A 15539-nucleotide genomic window follows, 5' to 3' on the forward strand; every position below is an offset into this window, starting at 1 on the left:
CGCAGATCTCCGCGCTTACAGCATCGGGGTTTGTGCCGGAACGGCCAGGGCATCGTTCTCGACCACATGCACCTTGGTGTCGTTGCTCAGGCGAACCTGACCCGACAGTACGATCTGGTCACCGGCCTGGATGCCGGAGAGCACATGCACATCGTTGCCACGGCGCTCACCGGCCTTGACCACAACCTGCTTGGCTCGCAGCACTTTCACCTTGTTACCCTCTTTGTCGGTCTCTTCGCCCTCTTTGAGCACGTAGACGTTCTGACCGTAAAGGGTGAAGGAGATAGCGGTCTGCGGGATCACGATCTGATCTTTCACCGTCGGCAGAATGATGCTGGCGCGGGCGAACATACCGGAACGCAGCTGACCGTCGTTGTTCGGAATGTCTGCCTGTACCTGGATCAGGCCGCTCTGGAAGTTGACCGCAGGCTCGATGGCGGTGATATGACCGTCAAACTGGGTTTGCGGATAGGCATCCACATTGATCTTGATGGTCTGGCCCAGCTTGATTTTGGAGATATCGGTCTGGGGCACGGTGAAGCGCAGGCGCATCACGCTGGTATCTTCCAGGCGCACGATATCTGTGCCCGGCTGCAGATACTGACCGAGGAACACATTGCGCAGGCCGACCACGCCGCTAAAGGGCGCACGGACTTCACGACGGGCAATGGTCGCCTTCAGACTCTCGATATCTGCTTCCAGTGAGCGATAGGCCGCTTCCGCCTCATCCAGCTGCTCTTTGGAGATGGAGCTGGTCTTGTAGAGGTTCTGGAAACGATCGAACTTGGCTTTTGCCGCCGGCAGCTTGGCCTGGGAGGCGCGCAGATTGGCCCGCTCCACGGTGGAGTCCAGGCTCAGCAGCAGCTGGTCAGCCTTGACCGGTTTGCCCGACTCGAAGGTGATGGCGTCAATGGTACCGGCCAGTTCGGTGGAGAGGGTCACCCCCTGATTCGGCTCGATGAAGCCGATCGCTTCGATGGTCGGTACCCAATCCTGCGCCTTGGTCACCATGGCGGTGACGGGGAACTCGGGTTCCGGCCGGTTGGCCATATATTGGGCAATCATCTTCTGTTTGAACAAATTGAAGCCGATGACGCTGCCAAACAAGGCGATCGCTATCAGCAACATAATGGCCATCCACTTTTTCATGAACAGGCTCCTGAGGTGGAAAGATTGGGGGATAAAATGGCATTCCAGCTGGCCCGGATCGCGGTTTCCAACTGCGATTCGGTCAGCGTGATGTTGTGCACCCTGCACTGCAGGGCCAGATGCATGACACTGTCCAGACTCAACACCTGGAGTGCCCGTATCGGTAAATCAATAAACAATCCTTGTTCAACGCCCTGTTCAAAAAATCGGTCCAGAGGCTCCCAGGCGGCCAGAATGACAGGATTGGTCTCCAATTCTGCCCCTAGCGGAGAGCTCTCGTACTGCAATTTGCACCGGATAGCGTTGGGTTCGTTAACAAAAATGGCATGAATATTGAGCCATAATTGGCGAAATTGTTGAAATGAAACTTTATCGATTGCTACATCGGCCATGACCATGGGCACACACTGCAAGATAGTGTGCTGGTGCAGTTGCCGGATCAGATCATCCTTGTCGCCGAAGTAGCGATAGATGGTGCCGGTGGCAACATTGGCCTTCTTGGCGACTTCTGCAATCGACAGACCATGAAAACCCCGTTCACCCAGCACCTCATGGGCCGCGTTGAAGATGCTCTCTTTTTTATCCAGAATCATCAGTGTGACTTTCGATTGAATGAACGTTCATTCATTCTAGATGGGCATCAAATCAAGTCAAGGCAGCAAGGCGATTTGCGACTGCGATCTGCCCCTTTTTGGCTGTCAGCAGGGGAATAGTGGAAGAAAAGTGCGCAATGTGCTTGAAAAAACAACGAACGGTGTTTCGGTGACAGAAAAGTGTAGACAAACCAGCAACCATCATTAATAATGCGCCCCGTTCGACAGCGTAGCGCCCGTAGCTCAGCTGGATAGAGCGCTGCCCTCCGGAGGCAGAGGTCACAGGTTCGAATCCTGTCGGGCGCACCATCAAAAGTGCGTCGGTTAAACGGGCGTTGTTGTGGAACGAAAACAGCTGTGGTGGCTGTAGCTCAGTTGGTAGAGTCCCGGATTGTGATTCCGGTTGTCGTGGGTTCGAGCCCCATCAGCCACCCCATTTTACAGCTTGTCAGGTACGCGAAGGTGGCGGAATTGGTAGACGCGCTAGCTTCAGGTGTTAGTGCCCCCCGGGTGTGAGGGTTCGAGTCCCTCTCTTCGCACCATACTTGCTGTATGACGAGGATGACCATCAGGTCGTCTTTGTTTTTTTGAAGTAAACTATTTTGAAAGAAATAGCCTCGGTGATTAGCGCAGTCCGGTAGCGCATCTGGTTTGGGACCAGAGGGTCAAAGGTTCGAATCCTTTATCACCGACCACATTTAGAAAAACCTCGCTTCGGCGGGGTTTTTTGCATTCTGGTCTTTGCTGCGCGTGCGTTCTTTCCCTGTTACGTCTGTTTACACTCTATCCGGGCAGAACGCCCCACCTTTCGGTTATGCTTCAGCCTCGAGTCACTGACAAACGGATGTCATCGGCCCATTTCAGGCATTTTCCATGAATAACAAAATTTCCCTTGCTTGCTCTCCCGCCCTGCTGGTCGCCTTGTTGCTGGGAGGATGTACCATCAAGCCGCCATCAACCGATGAAATGATGGACTCAATCGCTTCGATACCGTCGGAGGACCGGGTGCTTTCCCCCTTGCTGACCAGCGGTGATTTTTGCGTTGCGGTGTCCCAACAGAAGGTGTTGGCACAACCTTGCAGCGGAAAAGACGATCAACTGTTCGAGTGGGATCTGGGTGAGTTGCGTCTGCAGGATCTCTGTTTGCAAGCCAAAAACGACAGCGAAGTGATGCTGGCACCCTGTGACGGTCAGGCGCAGTGGGAGTGGCAGAAAGACAGGCTTTTCAACAGCAAGGTCTCTCGCTGCCTCGATGTGGCCGGGCGACGCCATACCCCCGGCACGCCGCTGCGGCTGGCTGAATGCTACGGCGGAGCGAACCAGAGCTTCAGCTGGCAGCGGCCCAATCCCTGGCTGGAAACCCTGAAAAAACAAAGCCTCACATGGTGAGGCTTTGCTGAATCGGATGGCGGGCTGAAGAGGATCAGGCTGCGCTGACGCTCTCCAGCTCGAACAGCTTCTCCAGATAGACGGCGACGCCATCTTCATCGGAGGTGAGGGTCTGCTCATACTCCGGCAGCGCCATTTTCAGGCGGTCATGGGCGTTGCCCATCACGATGCCGCGTCCCACCATGGTCAGCATCTCGAAGTCGTTCATGCCATCGCCGAAGGCGATCGCCTCCGACATATCGAACCCGTTCTGCTCCAGCACGGCACGCACCGCATTGCCCTTATGCACCCCGGCGTGCATCACTTCGAGACAGTCCGGCAGGGAGAAGGTTACATTGAGCTGATCGCCATAGCGCTGGTTGAGGTGCGCCTCAATCTTCAGCAGCTTCTCGTGGTCACCGATGTAGAACACCTTGTTGATCTGCTCTTTCGGTTCCTGTTTCAGGTCATCGACCAGACGGTAGGTGAACCCTGACTCGTCGTGGAACTGCAGCAACCAGGGCAGCTCCTCTTCCACCACCCAATCATCACCCTGATAGACATTGAGGTGGATAGAGGGATCTCGCTCCAGTGCAATCAGTTCGGCGGCGATCTCGGTCGGCAGCGGCTGGTTGAAAATCAGCTGGTCCTGTTTGTCATGGACCACGGCGCCATTGGAGGTAATGAGGTAGATGTCCATCCCCAGCGCATCGCGGAAGCTGCGAACGTCAACGTGATGACGGCCGGTGGCGACCACGAATTTCACACCTTGTTCTACCAGGCGGTGCAGGGTATCCCGGGTACGGGGAGAGATCTGGTGCTGCTTGTTGAGCAGAGTGCCATCGAGATCGGATACAACTACCTTGAACATCATTACCTCGGCATCGATTGAAAACAGGGGCAGTTTACCTTAGCCCGCACTGTCACCCCATTTATTTAGGGTTACAAAAAATAGCCAGCTCAGAAGCGGGCGAAAAAGTCGACCATCGCGGTCAGGGCGGGCTGGCGTTTGTCATCGGATTCGATAAACAGTTCGTGCCAGGCCCCCTCGATGCGCAGCGGTTTGCCCCCTTCGCACTTGGCAATGGTGCAGAAGCGTTCCTGCGCGGCATTGTCCACCACGCTGTCGTTGCCAGCTTGCAGCACCAGCAGCGGCGTCTTGATGGCGCCCGCATCGGCGATGGCGGCATCGGCACCGGTGATCCCCTGATAAATCCAGTGGGCAGTCGCGCCACCCAGCTTGATCTGCGGGTGCTGCTCGTAGATTTGGCGGAAGGCTTGATAGCGGGGCTGGCTGTGAGTCAGCTCGTTATCGGCAAAGCCGTGATCCTGATAGGCGCCCTGACCGGGGCCGTAGGGAGGCTCGCCAAGCCAGCCGCCGACCGTGCCTATGGTGCTCGCCAATCCCTTGGCCAGCCACTTGGGCAGACCGCCGAGATTGATGCCCAGCATGGGGGAGGAGAGCACGGCCGCCTTGATATCATCGGGCCAGCGTTCCAGATAGCGGGCCGAGATGGCGCCGCCCATGGAGTGGGCCAGCAGGAACAGCTTGGCAGGCTGGTCCGCCATGATGATCTGGTCGTGAAATTGCTTCAGATCGACCACATAATCGTCGAACTGGTCGACATATCCCTTCTGCGGGTCATCCAGCATCCGATCGGACATCCCCTGACCGCGATGGTCGATGAGATAGAGGCTGTAGCCTTGACGCCAGAGATCCCACGCCAGCTCCTGATACTTGAGGTAGCTCTCGACCCGGCCATTGACGATCAGGATGGCGCGATCGACCTTGGCTTGCCGTAGCGCGGCATAGCGGATGGTCACCCCATCCTTGCCCTTGAACTCCCCTTCAACCGCATGCTGGCGCCAGAAGTCGGGCAGGGTTTGCTGGTAGAGGGTGGGCACATCGGCTTCGCTGGTCAGCGCATAAGGATTGGTCACGGCAAGGGCTCCGGCAGAAAACAGGGTCAGGGCCAACAGGGAAAGAGAGAGGGGTTTCATCAGGCACACTCCTGTTGCCAATGGTGATAAAGGGCAGCGATATCCTCCGAGCAGAGCAGCGCCATGCAGGCTTGCAAGCGAGGCAGGGGCCAGTCCCACCACTGCATCTCTTGCAGCATGAGGATCTGCTCATCGCTGAAACGGCGGCGGATCGGCTGGGCCGGGTTGCCGCCGACTATGGTGTAAGGGGCCACATCTTTGGTCACCACGGCGCGGGTGGCGATGACGGCGCCATCACCTATGGTGATGCCGGGCATGATCATCGCTTCCGAGCCGATCCAGACATCGTTGCCAATCCGGGTGTCCCCCTTGCGCAGAAAGCCGCTGCGGGCCCCTTCGCCAAAGGTGTCGGGATTGAACGGGAAGGTGGAGACCCAATCCAGCCGGTGGCCCTGATTGCCCGCCAGCATGAAGGTGGCGCCCGAGCCGATGGAGCAGAACTTGCCGATGATCAGCCGATCCACCTCGCCCCAGAGGCCGCTCTCCCAGGTGTCGCGGGTCGAGCCATCGCCGAGCAGGTAACGGACGCAGTGATCCTCGAACGGCTTGCCGTGGTAGTAGCCGGAGTAGTAGCTGTAGTCGCCGGCCTCTATGTTCGGGTTGGTCAGGTGATCCCGGATGATTTGCGATTCCAGCCAGCTGCCAAAAGGGTTCTCCATCACTCCTCCTGCGGATCGTCCTGCTCGCTCTGCTGCGCCCACCCTTTGCGGGTCAGCTGCATCCGTTGCCACCACTCTTCGTCCGCCAGAATTTCACCGGCCGGGCCGAGCTGGGGGTAGGGCATCTCTTTCTCTTTGCAGAGCTGGGCATAGATGGGATATCCACCCTCGAACAGGATGCTGTTCTGCTCCTCCGGAGTGAGCGGGCAGCCGCGCTGATAGCAACCGGCCAGCTCGCGCTGACGCTGCGCTTCGTAGAGGATGGCGGCAGCAGCCACCGAGACGTTGAGGGACTGCACCATGCCCACCATGGGGATGACGATATGGTGATCGGCCAGTGCCAGCGCCTCCTCACCGATGCCATGCTTCTCCTGACCCACCAGAATGGCGGTCGGTTTGGTGTAGTCGATAGCGCGAAAATCGACGGAGCTGTCGGAGAGGTGGGTTGCCAGGATCTGCATGCCTGAAGCTTTCAGCTCGGCAACGGCTGTGCCGATATCCGGGTGCAGTTTTACATCCACCCAGTTCTGGCTGCCGCGGGCGGTGCCCTTGCGCTTGTGGATCCAGGTTTTGGGCCAGACGGCGTGTACCCGGTGGATGCCGATGGCATCGGCGGTACGCACGATGGCGGCCAGATTGTGAGGTTTGTGTACCTCTTCCATACAGACGGTCAAATCGAGCTGACGCTGGGCCAGCATGTCGGTGATGCGCTTGAAGCGTTCGGGGGTCATGGCTTGTCTCAATAAAAGCAGCAGGCGGCTTGCGCCGCCTGTGTTCAGTTCTTCTGTCGGCTCACCTTGAGCACGTTGGGCATGACGCGGATCTTGCGCATGATGTTGGCCAGGTGGATGCGGCTCTTGGTGGTGATGAGCAGGCTGACCTGATAGACCCGGCCATCCTTCTCTTCGGTGCTGATGGCGTGAATATTGGCGCCGGTGGCGGCAATCACGTTGGCCAGCTCGGCCAGCGCACCCTGATGGTTGACGATCTCGATGCTGATACCGGTGCGGAACTCCTGTTCCTGCTCCTTGTCCACTTCCCACTGCACCGGCAGGTACTTGTCCGGCTCCTTGCTGTAGCCCTTGATGTTGCGGCAGGCTTCCTGGTGGATCACCAGACCCTTGCCCGGGCTGATGTGGGCGATAATGGCATCCCCCGGGATCGGACGGCAGCAGTTGGCGAAGGTGACCAGCATGCCGTCGGCACCCTTGATCGGCATCTTCTTGCTGCTGGTTTTGGGCTGCTCTTCCGGCGGCAGTTCATCCCCCAGCATGCGGCGCGCCACCATGACGCTCATGGCGTTGCCGAGGCCCACATCGGCCAGCAGCCCCTGTAGATTTTCGTGCTTGGTATCGGCCAGCACCTGCTTGATGCGTGGCTCGGGAATATCTTCGATATTCTTGGCGCCTAGTGCATGGTTGAGCAGGCGGCGACCCAGCACCACCGACTCTTCGGTGCGCAGGTTCTTGAGGAACTGGCGGATCTTGGAGCGAGCCTTGGTGGTCACCACGAAGTTGAGCCAGGCTGCATTGGGGCGAGCCCCCGGCGCCGTGATGATCTCCACCGTCTGGCCCGAGTGCAGCGGGCTGCTGAGCGGGTAGGGGTGGCGGTCGACCCGCGAACCGACGCAGGCGTGGCCGATGTCGGTGTGCACCGTATAGGCAAAGTCCACCGGCGTGGCGCCAGCGGGCAGCTCCATGATTCGTCCTTCCGGCGTGAACACGTAGATCTCGTCGGGGAAGAGGTCGGTTTTGACCCCTTCGATAAATTCAAACGAGCTGCCGGCGCTCTGCTGCAATTCCAGCAGGCTCTGCATCCAGCGCTGGGCGCGGATCTGGGCAGTGGTGCCCGAGCTGTCGCCATCCTGCTTGTAGGCCCAGTGGGCGGCAACCCCTTTGTCGGCCATCTGATCCATGAACTCGGTGCGAATTTGCACCTCGACCGGTACCCCGTGCGGCCCCACCAGAGAGGTGTGCAGCGACTGGTAGCCGTTGGTCTTGGGGATGGCGATGTAATCCTTGAAGCGGCCGGGGCGCGGTTTGTAGAGGCTGTGCATCTGCCCCAGCACCCGGTAACAGGTATCTATGTCCTTCACCTTTACCCGAAAGGCGTAGATATCCATTACCTCATGAAATTGCAGCTCTTTTTTCTCCATCTTGTTGTAGATGGAGAAGAGATTCTTCTCGCGGCCACTGACCTGATGCTCGATCCCCGCCTCTTTCAGACGACCGCTGATTTCGCTCTGGATGGAGTCGATGATCTCGCGGCGATTGCCACGGGCGCGGCGCACTGATTCGCGCAACACGCGGGATCGCATGGGATAGAGCGCCTCGAAACCCAGCTCTTCCAGCTCGTTCTTCATGGTGTGAATACCGAGGCGGTTGGCGATGGGGGCGAAGATTTCGAGGGTTTCCCGGGCGATGCGGCGGCGTTTGTCAGGGCGCAGGGAGCCCAGGGTGCGCATGTTGTGGGTGCGGTCGGCCAGCTTGATCAGAATGACCCGGATATCCTGGGTCATTGCCATCACCATCTTGCGGAAGTTCTCGGCCTGCGCCTCTTTGCGATCGCGAAATTTCAGCTTGTCGAGCTTGGAGACCCCGGCCACCAGTTCTGCAACCGCATTGCCAAACTGTTCGGCCAGATCGGCCTTGGTGACCGAGGTGTCTTCGATGACGTCGTGCAGTACGGCGGCCATCAGGGTTTCATGATCGAGGCGCATGTCACCCAAGATTCGGGCAACGGCAACAGGGTGGGTGATATAGGGTTCGCCACTGGAACGCATCTGGCCCTGGTGGGCATCACGGGCCACCACATAGGCTTGCTTGAGCTTCTCAACCTGCTCTGGCGGCAGGTAGGAACTGGCTATTTCTTTAAGGTTTTCAAATAAATACAAGACAGTCCCCGCAGCGGTGAAACGGCAATTCGTGGAATTGAGGGTATAGCCCTGAGTTTGCGAGGTTTTCGAGCGGTTGTAAATGGGGATGAACAGTCGGCACCCGGGCGGGTGCCAACCGGAGAAATAACTTAACCGCGGCCTTCGGCGATGGCAGCAACGGCAGCCAGCTCGGCGGCTTCCTGCTCTTGCTGTTCGTAGCGGTCCTGGGTGTCCATCACTTGATTGTTCACCAGACCCAGCTCGATCTCACGCAGGGCGATCACAGTCGGCTTGTCGTTCTCTTCGTCGACCAGGGGATCTTTGCCTTGTACCGCGATTTGACGAGCGCGGCGCGCGGCGACCAGCACCAGGTCAAAACGGTTACCTACCTGTTTTACAGCATCTTCTACAGTAACGCGTGCCATGCAGGACTCCAGTGTTTGGGCTTTCTGTATTTAGAAAAGCAGTGTTTAAAAATGACGCAAAAGTTTACTTGTTTTTGGCTTACTCTGCCAGTAGCTGTTGCAGCAAGTTTTTTTGAGCCTGTTGCTGGTGACGCATCTCCAGCCGTTGGCACTCAATAATGGACCTGAGCTGGAACAGCGCCTGCTCGAAGTCTTCATTGATAATGACATAGTCATACTCGTCGTAGTGCACCATTTCGGCAATGGCTTTCGCCATCCGGCCGGCGATCACTTCGGCGCTGTCCTGACCGCGCCCAATCAGGCGGCGTTCCAGCTCTTCGCGGCTGGGGGGCAGGATGAAAATGGATTTGGTCGGCATCTGCTCGCGGATCTGGCGGGCACCCTGCCAGTCGATGTCGAGGAATACGTCGATCCCTTTGGCCAGACAGGCTTCGATGGCGGCGCGGGAGGTGCCGTAGTAGTTGCCGAACACTTCGGCCCATTCCAGAAAATCACCACGCTCGATCAGCGCCTTGAACTCTTCCACCTGAACGAAGTGGTAGTGGACGCCGTGCTCTTCGCCAGGACGGGTGGCGCGAGTGGTGTGGGAAACCGACAGCTGCATCTTGCCCGCAGCGTTATGTTGGGTCAGCAAGGCATTGAGCAGACTGGATTTACCCGCGCCGCTCGGAGAAGAGATGATATAGAGAGTGCCTTGTTGCGCCATATTATTACCTTTAAGCGAAACCGCTGTTTTGGTTGTAGCAGAGACCGCCGTCTTGTGCCCGAAAGGGAGACAGCCAAACGCAAAACGCGGAAAATTCTTGAGTCAGGAGGATGTAAAGGCGGCGAATTTTACCAGAATGCGGCGAATAAAAAAACGGCCGGAATCATATTCCAGCCGATCAAAGTATTCGTAGCTTGCTGCGGGAGCGTAACCCACATCAGCCTGCATTGTGCCTTTGGCTGAGGGCAGAGGCTATCAGGTTATCCCTGCCTGATGGCTCGGAATTCCCGAGGTGCCCTGTCACTACGGCAGTTGACGATCTGCACAGAGCCGATCGAACGCGGCGGTCACCTGCTCGCTGGTGATTTTTCGCATGGCCTCCGGGTCCTTGAGACGGGTGCGCCAGCTCAATTCGGCCAGCGGCTTGCCGGTCTCCTGCTCAACCAGCTCCTGATAGACGCTGACCACGTAGTCGCGGCAGAGATATGGGCCGGTACGCGCCGGATTGTGGTGGGCATAGAGACCGATCACCGGCGTGCCGACAATGGTGGCCATATGGGTTGGGCCGGTATCGGGGGCCAGTACCAGACTCGCCTCGCCAATCAGCGCCAACAGCTGCTTGAGGTTGGTCTGGCCAACCAGATCGACCGGCTTGCTCTGGCTGAGTTGCCGGATCTCGGCAGCCAGATCCCGCTCCAGTTTGGCCGGCCCGCCACAGAGATAGACCTGAAAACCCTTGCTGGCAGCGTGATCCGCCAGTGCGGCATAACCCGCAGCCGTCCAGTTTTTGAACGCCTTGCTGGCGGCGGCGCAGATCAGCAGGGTCGGTTTGCCGCCAGTTTTCTCCTTTGCCCAGGCTTGGTGTTCGGCGCTGATGGGCAGTTGCCAATCCGGGGTCAGATCCTTGATGCCGAGCTCTTTGGCAAAGGCGAGGAAACCGTCCAGCACGTGGGGAGAGGCAGGGGATGGCACCTTGTGGTTGGTGAACAGCCACTGGCCGTCGTTGGCCCGCTCCCGATCAAACCCGAGTTTGACCTTGGCCTTGATGCCGAGGGTTGCGATGCTGGCCCGCATCGCCGCCTGCAGGTGGAGCAGGGCATCGAATTTGCGCCCCTTGAGGGTATGCCAGAGATCGCGATAGCCGCGCCACCCCTTGCTCTTGTCGAAGGGGATCACCTCGACCCCAGGCAGATCGGCAAACAGGGTTGCCTCGATTTTGCCGGTGATCCAGGTGATACGGGTCTGTGGCCACTCCCGCTGGATGACGCGCACCAGCGCCAGTGCGTGGCAGCAATCCCCGATGGCGGAGAGCCGCAGGATGCAGATGGAGGAGGGAGGCGTTTGAAATAGCGGCATGTTGTGGCGCACGGCTGGCAAAAAGGGTGAATGGCATTATGCAAACTCCCCTCTGGATTGTAAAATTGCGCACAATCGTCAGCCGGGCTTTGCCACCTGAATAGCAGCCGCCATGGCTGGCACATGTTGCGGGCATGCCACAGTCGCAGCCTCATCGCCCATAAACAGGGGCGATCAACGACCCACCGAGCGGGATCTCCACGATGCGAGTACAGACCGAACACAACCAGATCTGCTGGTATGCCGAAGGGGCCTTTCGCGACCCTTCTCCCCAGTTATTCGATCCTGCCTGGTGGCAGAACAACCGTCAGGTGGTGGGAACCTCCATCGGACGGGGAGTGACCTGGTTCGTTAAGGATGAGTCCCGCCATCTGGTGCTGCGCCATTACTATCGTGGCGGCATGGTGGGCAAGGTGGTGCGGGATCGCTTTTGGTTCGAAGGGGTTGAGTCGAGCCGCGCCATGGCCGAATACACCCTGCTGGCCAAGCTGTGCGAGCTGGGGCTGCCGGTGCCGCGTCCGTTTGGTGCCCGCATGGTCAAACAGGGCCCCTTCTATCGTGCCGATATCCTGATTGAGCGAATTTGCGGTGCCAAGGATATGGTGGCGCTGCTCAAGCAGGGGCCGGTGGCGACCGAGGTGTGGCACAAGATAGGCCAGACGGTGCGCCAGCTGCACGATGCCGGGGTCTATCACGCCGATCTCAACAGCCACAACCTGCTGCTCGATAAAGAGGGCAAGGTGTGGGTGATCGATTTTGACAAGGGTGCGATCCGTTCCCCCGGCGAATGGCAGAAGGCCAATCTGGAACGCTTGCTTCGTTCATTCAATAAAGAGTCTCAACTGCATACCAGTTTCCACTTCGTACCGGAGAACTGGCAGACCTTGATGAACGGGTATCAGGGAAAAGCGCTCTGACCCTGTTGCTCGGCGTGAACGCCAATGTTACTTATTGAGCAGGTATTCAGATCCTGTTTCGAGGCGCCCCATGGAAATGCTCAAGACACCTTTGGTCGATGTGACTGCCCGGCTTGATCCGGGTCTGCTGTCTGATGCCATGGCGCTGCTGGAGGCGGGGATCTGGAGCTGGTCAGCCCAACATGGACTGCAGCGTGATCCCTCCTGCCTGCGCCTGTTGGGATTGGGAGAGAGCTGGCCGGATGATCTCGGCTGGCTGGATCGGGTTCACCCCGACGATGTTGCCCGGCTGGAAGATGCCCTGCTCGCCTGCCAGAGCGGCCGCAGCAGTGGTCTGCGCCTCGAATACCGCATTCTTCACCACCACGGCCACTACATCCGGCTGGAAGAGCGGATGCGTCGTGACGAGCGGGGTCATCTATTTGGCGTGGTGCGCCATCTCGATCCCGCCGTGGTGCTGGTGGAAGAGCGGCACGGCACCGATCCGCTGACCGGTCTGGAGAGTCGTGGCCGTTTCGAGCAACTGCTGGAGGAGCGGCTGGCGACCGAGAGCGGGACTTTCAGCCTGCTGCAGTTCTCGGTCGATCACATGGCCAAAATCCAGCAACTGTTTGGCGAAGCAGCTTGCGATGCCATGCTGGCCAAGTTGGCGCGTATCGTGCGCCACGAGCTGCGGCGGGAAGATCCCTTCGCCCGCTGGGATCAGGATGGTTTTATCCTGATGCTCTCCCAGACCGAGCGGATGAGTGCGCTGGAGATCGCCGAGCGGCTGCGCCTCGAGATTGCCGATGCCAGCCTGCTGTCACAGCGGCCGGTCACCGTCAGCATCGGGCTGGTGCAGAGTCAGGCTGGCGAGCAGCTTGATCATCTGCTGGCCCGGCTGGCCAGCTGTCACAGTCAGGCCAGACGGGAGCACAACACGGTCGTCGGCTGAGTGTGGTCAGGGTTGGCCGCGCTTGTCACGCTGGCAGACCCAGAGCGAGGCCAGCATCAGCAGGCCGCCGATGGTCAGCCGGGTCAGGTCGGTATCCTTGCCCCAGAGCAGCAGATTGACCAGCAAGCCGGCCGGAATGAGAGCATTGTTCATGATGGCCAGCACCCCACTGGTGACCAGCGTTGCCCCCTTGTTCCAGAGGAAGTAGCCGAGGCCGGAGGCACCCACCCCCAGCCAGAGCAGAATGCCCCACTGCAACCCTGACGTCGGATATTGCGGCTTGCCCAGCAGCCACCAGGCGGGCAATGCGATCACCAGCGCTCCCAGATAGAAGCAGCCGAACACCGCTAGTTGTGGCGGTTGCTCCGCCTCCCGCGCCAGCAGTACCTTGTAGCCCACCTGACCCAGGGCGAAACAGAGGTTGGCCCCCTGCACCACCAGAAATCCCAGCACATAGCTTTCGGTCAGGCCATCGAAACGGATGACGGCAGCCCCGATCACTGCCAGCAGGGCGCCCCACAGATAGGTGGGCTTGAAGCGCCCTTCCAGCAGGTCGTGCAGCAGGGTGACGTAGATGGGAGTGAAGATGGTAAAGACCAGCACTTCCGGCACCGTCAGCAGCAGAAAGGAGTGGTAGTAGAAGAGATACATGATGCCGAGCTGGATGGCGCCCAGCGCCATCAGCTTGGCCGCCAGATCGGGGCGCAGCCAGCGGCGGCGCAGGAAGGGCAGAAACACCAGACTGGCGAGGGCGATGCGGGTCAGCACCGAGAAGTAGGCATCCACCTGGCCAGCGAGGTAGACCCCGATCAGGCTGAAGGAGAATGACCAGAGCAGGGTGACCCCTATCAAGTAGTTCATGTGTTTGATTTATCGTCAGTTGTCAATTTTAAGGGGGCTATGATGGCCGAGATGGAAGCTGCAATCCAGCGTTTATGGGCACGATTGCCACAGGTCGGAGCATTTGGCTTCACCGCCAGCAATGGCGAGGGGTCGGCGACCGACTGGAATGGTCGCGGCGAGGGGGTTGTGGCGGTGACCGATCATCAGGGGGGCTGGCTATTTAACGAGCAGGGCTGTTACATCACGCCTCATGGCAGGGAACTCGCCATGCATAACCGCTTCTGGTGGCAGCGCAGTGAACGGGGGATCCGTCTCTCCCATCTGCGTTATGAGGCGCCGGTCGAACTGTTCGAGCTGCTGCCGCAGGGGGATGGCCGCTGGCTGACCGCCGAACCCCATCTATGCGGGGCGGATCACTACAGCGCCGAGTTGACCGAGAGCGACGGCGGTTTTCTGCTGAGCTGGCAGATCACCGGGCCGCGCAAGAACGAGCGACTCAGCTATCGCTATCTGATCTGACGCCGGCTGGCAGGCATAAAAAAACCGGCGCAGAGCGCCGGTAGCGGGGGACAAATCGGAGGTTTTTTAAAACAGTCCCAAAAACAGGAGAGATAGACTCTCGTCACACATTCAGAGATGGACTTCAGGCATTCAGGGCATAGCTAAGCATGGCTTGCAGCTTGCTATCGAAGAACCAGGGCAGCAGTACCATCAGCAGGCCCAGGATCCCGGCCAGTCGCTGGCGATATTGCCAGCCGGCAATCAGTACCAGACCACCGCACAGTGTGGTCAGGATGCCTGACATAGGGAGACCTCGCGCTGCATGCGACGCTGTTGCGCCCACTGGTTCATGGCTACCGAGCCGAGGATCAGTGCCAGAGCAACACCTGTAGTGGGGTGGATCTGCTCGCCGAGGAACAGGGCACCCAGCACCACGCCGAACAGCGGTACCAGATAGTTGCTGAAGGAGGCGAACGTCGGGCCAGCCTTCTGGATCAGCGCCATGTAGAGGAAGTAGACCAGACCGGTACAGAGGGTACCCAGTACAGTGATCGCGCTCAGGGCCTGGGTGCTCGGCAGGGTCAGCCTGCCGAGATCAACCATGAATGGGGCGACCAGCAGCAACTGGATTGCCGAGGAGATCAGGATATTGCGGGCGACCACGACCGGATGGTCCTTGGCAAAGCGCTTGATCATCAGCAGGCCGATGGCGAAGCAGCTGGCACCCAGCAGGATGGCCATGGCACCGAGCAGGCCGGCGTTCATGCCCTGGGAGAGTTTCGGCCAGAACAGGGTGAGTACACCGGCAAAGCCGATGATCACGGAAAGCAGACCGGTTTTGGTGATTCTTTCACCAGAAATAAACAGCGGTGCAGCCAGAATGGTCACAAACGGGATACAACCCATGACCACGGCAGCGATGGCGCTATCCACATACTGTTGGCCCCAGGCGACCATGATGAAGGGGATGGTGGCATCCAGCAGGGCGATCAGCATATAGGTGCGCCACGGGGTGTGCTCACTCTTGAGCCGCATGAACAGGCAGAGCAGACCCAGGGTCAGGCTGCCGCACAGGGCACGACCGGCAGCCACCAGAATGGGGGGCAACTCGGCGACGGCCTGGTGCATGAAAATGAACTGGGAACCCCACAGCAGGCCAATGGCCAGCAATAACAGATAGCTACGCATTTGAATCTCCGATGTATTAAGCCA

17 protein-coding genes and 4 tRNA genes are annotated in these 15539 nt (G+C 58.9%); 8 read left to right on the forward strand and 13 right to left on the reverse strand.

Annotated elements, in window-relative coordinates; translation table 11 throughout:
- Positions 1-15: 15 nt before the first annotated feature.
- Both G5195_RS11880 and G5195_RS11885 read right to left on the reverse strand, forming a co-directional pair.
- Positions 16-1149 (reverse strand): efflux RND transporter periplasmic adaptor subunit, encoded by a 1134-nt coding sequence (locus G5195_RS11880; protein WP_005355753.1) that lies wholly within the window; start codon positions 1147-1149, stop codon positions 16-18.
- Positions 1146-1742: a TetR/AcrR family transcriptional regulator gene (locus G5195_RS11885; protein ID WP_005339267.1), complete on the reverse strand. Its 597-nt coding sequence runs from the start codon at positions 1740-1742 to the stop codon at positions 1146-1148. The genes G5195_RS11880 and G5195_RS11885 overlap by 4 nt, the downstream gene beginning before the upstream one ends.
- A gap of 232 nt (positions 1743-1974) precedes the next feature.
- Between G5195_RS11885 and G5195_RS11890 the strand changes: the two genes are divergently transcribed.
- From G5195_RS11890 to G5195_RS11910, 5 genes are all read left to right on the forward strand, one after another.
- Positions 1975-2051 (forward strand) — tRNA-Arg (locus tag G5195_RS11890).
- A gap of 51 nt (positions 2052-2102) precedes the next feature.
- Positions 2103-2178, forward strand: a tRNA-His gene (locus tag G5195_RS11895).
- A gap of 20 nt (positions 2179-2198) precedes the next feature.
- Positions 2199-2284 (forward strand) — tRNA-Leu (locus G5195_RS11900).
- A 76-nt stretch (positions 2285-2360) separates the two neighbouring features.
- Positions 2361-2437: transfer RNA gene (locus G5195_RS11905), tRNA-Pro, on the forward strand.
- Between the two features lie 178 nt (positions 2438-2615).
- Positions 2616-3131, forward strand: coding sequence for a ricin-type beta-trefoil lectin domain protein (locus G5195_RS11910; protein ID WP_216979787.1), 516 nt, complete (start codon positions 2616-2618; stop codon positions 3129-3131).
- Between the two features lie 34 nt (positions 3132-3165).
- Here G5195_RS11910 and G5195_RS11915 read toward each other — a convergent pair whose 3' ends face one another.
- The 8 genes from G5195_RS11915 to G5195_RS11950 form a co-directional block, all read right to left on the reverse strand.
- Positions 3166-3981, reverse strand: a complete 816-nt coding sequence (locus G5195_RS11915; protein WP_005339262.1) for a Cof-type HAD-IIB family hydrolase — start codon at positions 3979-3981, stop codon at positions 3166-3168.
- A gap of 89 nt (positions 3982-4070) precedes the next feature.
- The gene (locus tag G5195_RS11920; protein WP_337073430.1) at positions 4071-5111 is read right to left on the reverse strand and encodes an alpha/beta fold hydrolase; all 1041 of its coding nucleotides are present in this window, start codon (positions 5109-5111) and stop codon (positions 4071-4073) included.
- Complete coding sequence (locus G5195_RS11925; RefSeq protein ID WP_319889846.1) at positions 5111-5770, reverse strand: CatB-related O-acetyltransferase; 660 nt, start codon at positions 5768-5770, stop codon at positions 5111-5113. The genes G5195_RS11920 and G5195_RS11925 overlap by 1 nt, the downstream gene beginning before the upstream one ends.
- The gene (gene trmH / locus G5195_RS11930; RefSeq protein ID WP_159162642.1) at positions 5770-6501 is read right to left on the reverse strand and encodes a tRNA (guanosine(18)-2'-O)-methyltransferase TrmH; all 732 of its coding nucleotides are present in this window, start codon (positions 6499-6501) and stop codon (positions 5770-5772) included. Before trmH ends, G5195_RS11925 begins: the two co-directional genes overlap by 1 nt.
- 44 nt (positions 6502-6545) lie before the next feature.
- Positions 6546-8663 (reverse strand): bifunctional GTP diphosphokinase/guanosine-3',5'-bis pyrophosphate 3'-pyrophosphohydrolase, encoded by a 2118-nt coding sequence (spoT, locus tag G5195_RS11935; protein WP_005339255.1) that lies wholly within the window; start codon positions 8661-8663, stop codon positions 6546-6548.
- Between the two features lie 131 nt (positions 8664-8794).
- Entirely contained in the window at positions 8795-9070 is a 276-nt protein-coding gene (gene rpoZ / locus G5195_RS11940) for a DNA-directed RNA polymerase subunit omega (protein WP_005307060.1), read from the reverse strand.
- Positions 9071-9149: 79 nt separating this feature from the next.
- Entirely contained in the window at positions 9150-9776 is a 627-nt protein-coding gene (gene gmk, locus G5195_RS11945; protein ID WP_005357125.1) for a guanylate kinase, read from the reverse strand.
- A 303-nt stretch (positions 9777-10079) separates the two neighbouring features.
- A complete protein-coding gene (locus G5195_RS11950; protein ID WP_421223491.1) occupies positions 10080-11132 on the reverse strand; it encodes a glycosyltransferase family 9 protein in 1053 nt (350 codons plus the stop codon).
- A gap of 203 nt (positions 11133-11335) precedes the next feature.
- Here G5195_RS11950 and G5195_RS11955 point away from each other — a divergent pair, with 203 nt between their 5' ends.
- Entirely contained in the window at positions 11336-12049 is a 714-nt protein-coding gene (locus tag G5195_RS11955; protein WP_421223493.1) for a 3-deoxy-D-manno-octulosonic acid kinase, read from the forward strand.
- Between the two features lie 70 nt (positions 12050-12119).
- On the forward strand, positions 12120-12983 hold the full coding sequence (locus tag G5195_RS11960) for a GGDEF domain-containing protein (protein WP_421223495.1): 864 nt from the start codon (positions 12120-12122) through the stop codon (positions 12981-12983).
- Between the two features lie 6 nt (positions 12984-12989).
- Here G5195_RS11960 and G5195_RS11965 read toward each other — a convergent pair whose 3' ends face one another.
- A complete protein-coding gene (locus G5195_RS11965) occupies positions 12990-13844 on the reverse strand; it encodes a carboxylate/amino acid/amine transporter (RefSeq protein WP_103252031.1) in 855 nt (284 codons plus the stop codon).
- Between the two features lie 39 nt (positions 13845-13883).
- Between G5195_RS11965 and G5195_RS11970 the strand changes: the two genes are divergently transcribed.
- A complete protein-coding gene (locus G5195_RS11970; protein WP_103252030.1) occupies positions 13884-14345 on the forward strand; it encodes a DUF6314 family protein in 462 nt (153 codons plus the stop codon).
- A 124-nt stretch (positions 14346-14469) separates the two neighbouring features.
- Here the strand turns inward: G5195_RS11970 and G5195_RS11975 are convergent, their stop codons facing one another.
- Both G5195_RS11975 and G5195_RS11980 read right to left on the reverse strand, forming a co-directional pair.
- Positions 14470-14631: a hypothetical protein gene (locus G5195_RS11975; protein WP_005339236.1), complete on the reverse strand. Its 162-nt coding sequence runs from the start codon at positions 14629-14631 to the stop codon at positions 14470-14472.
- The gene (locus G5195_RS11980; RefSeq protein WP_421236171.1) at positions 14616-15515 is read right to left on the reverse strand and encodes a DMT family transporter; all 900 of its coding nucleotides are present in this window, start codon (positions 15513-15515) and stop codon (positions 14616-14618) included. Before G5195_RS11980 ends, G5195_RS11975 begins: the two co-directional genes overlap by 16 nt.
- Positions 15516-15539 lie beyond the last annotated feature (24 nt).

Origin of the sequence: Aeromonas sp. 601039, from assembly GCF_049174415.1 — a bacterium.
Lineage (GTDB): Bacteria > Pseudomonadota > Gammaproteobacteria > Enterobacterales > Aeromonadaceae > Aeromonas > Aeromonas veronii_A.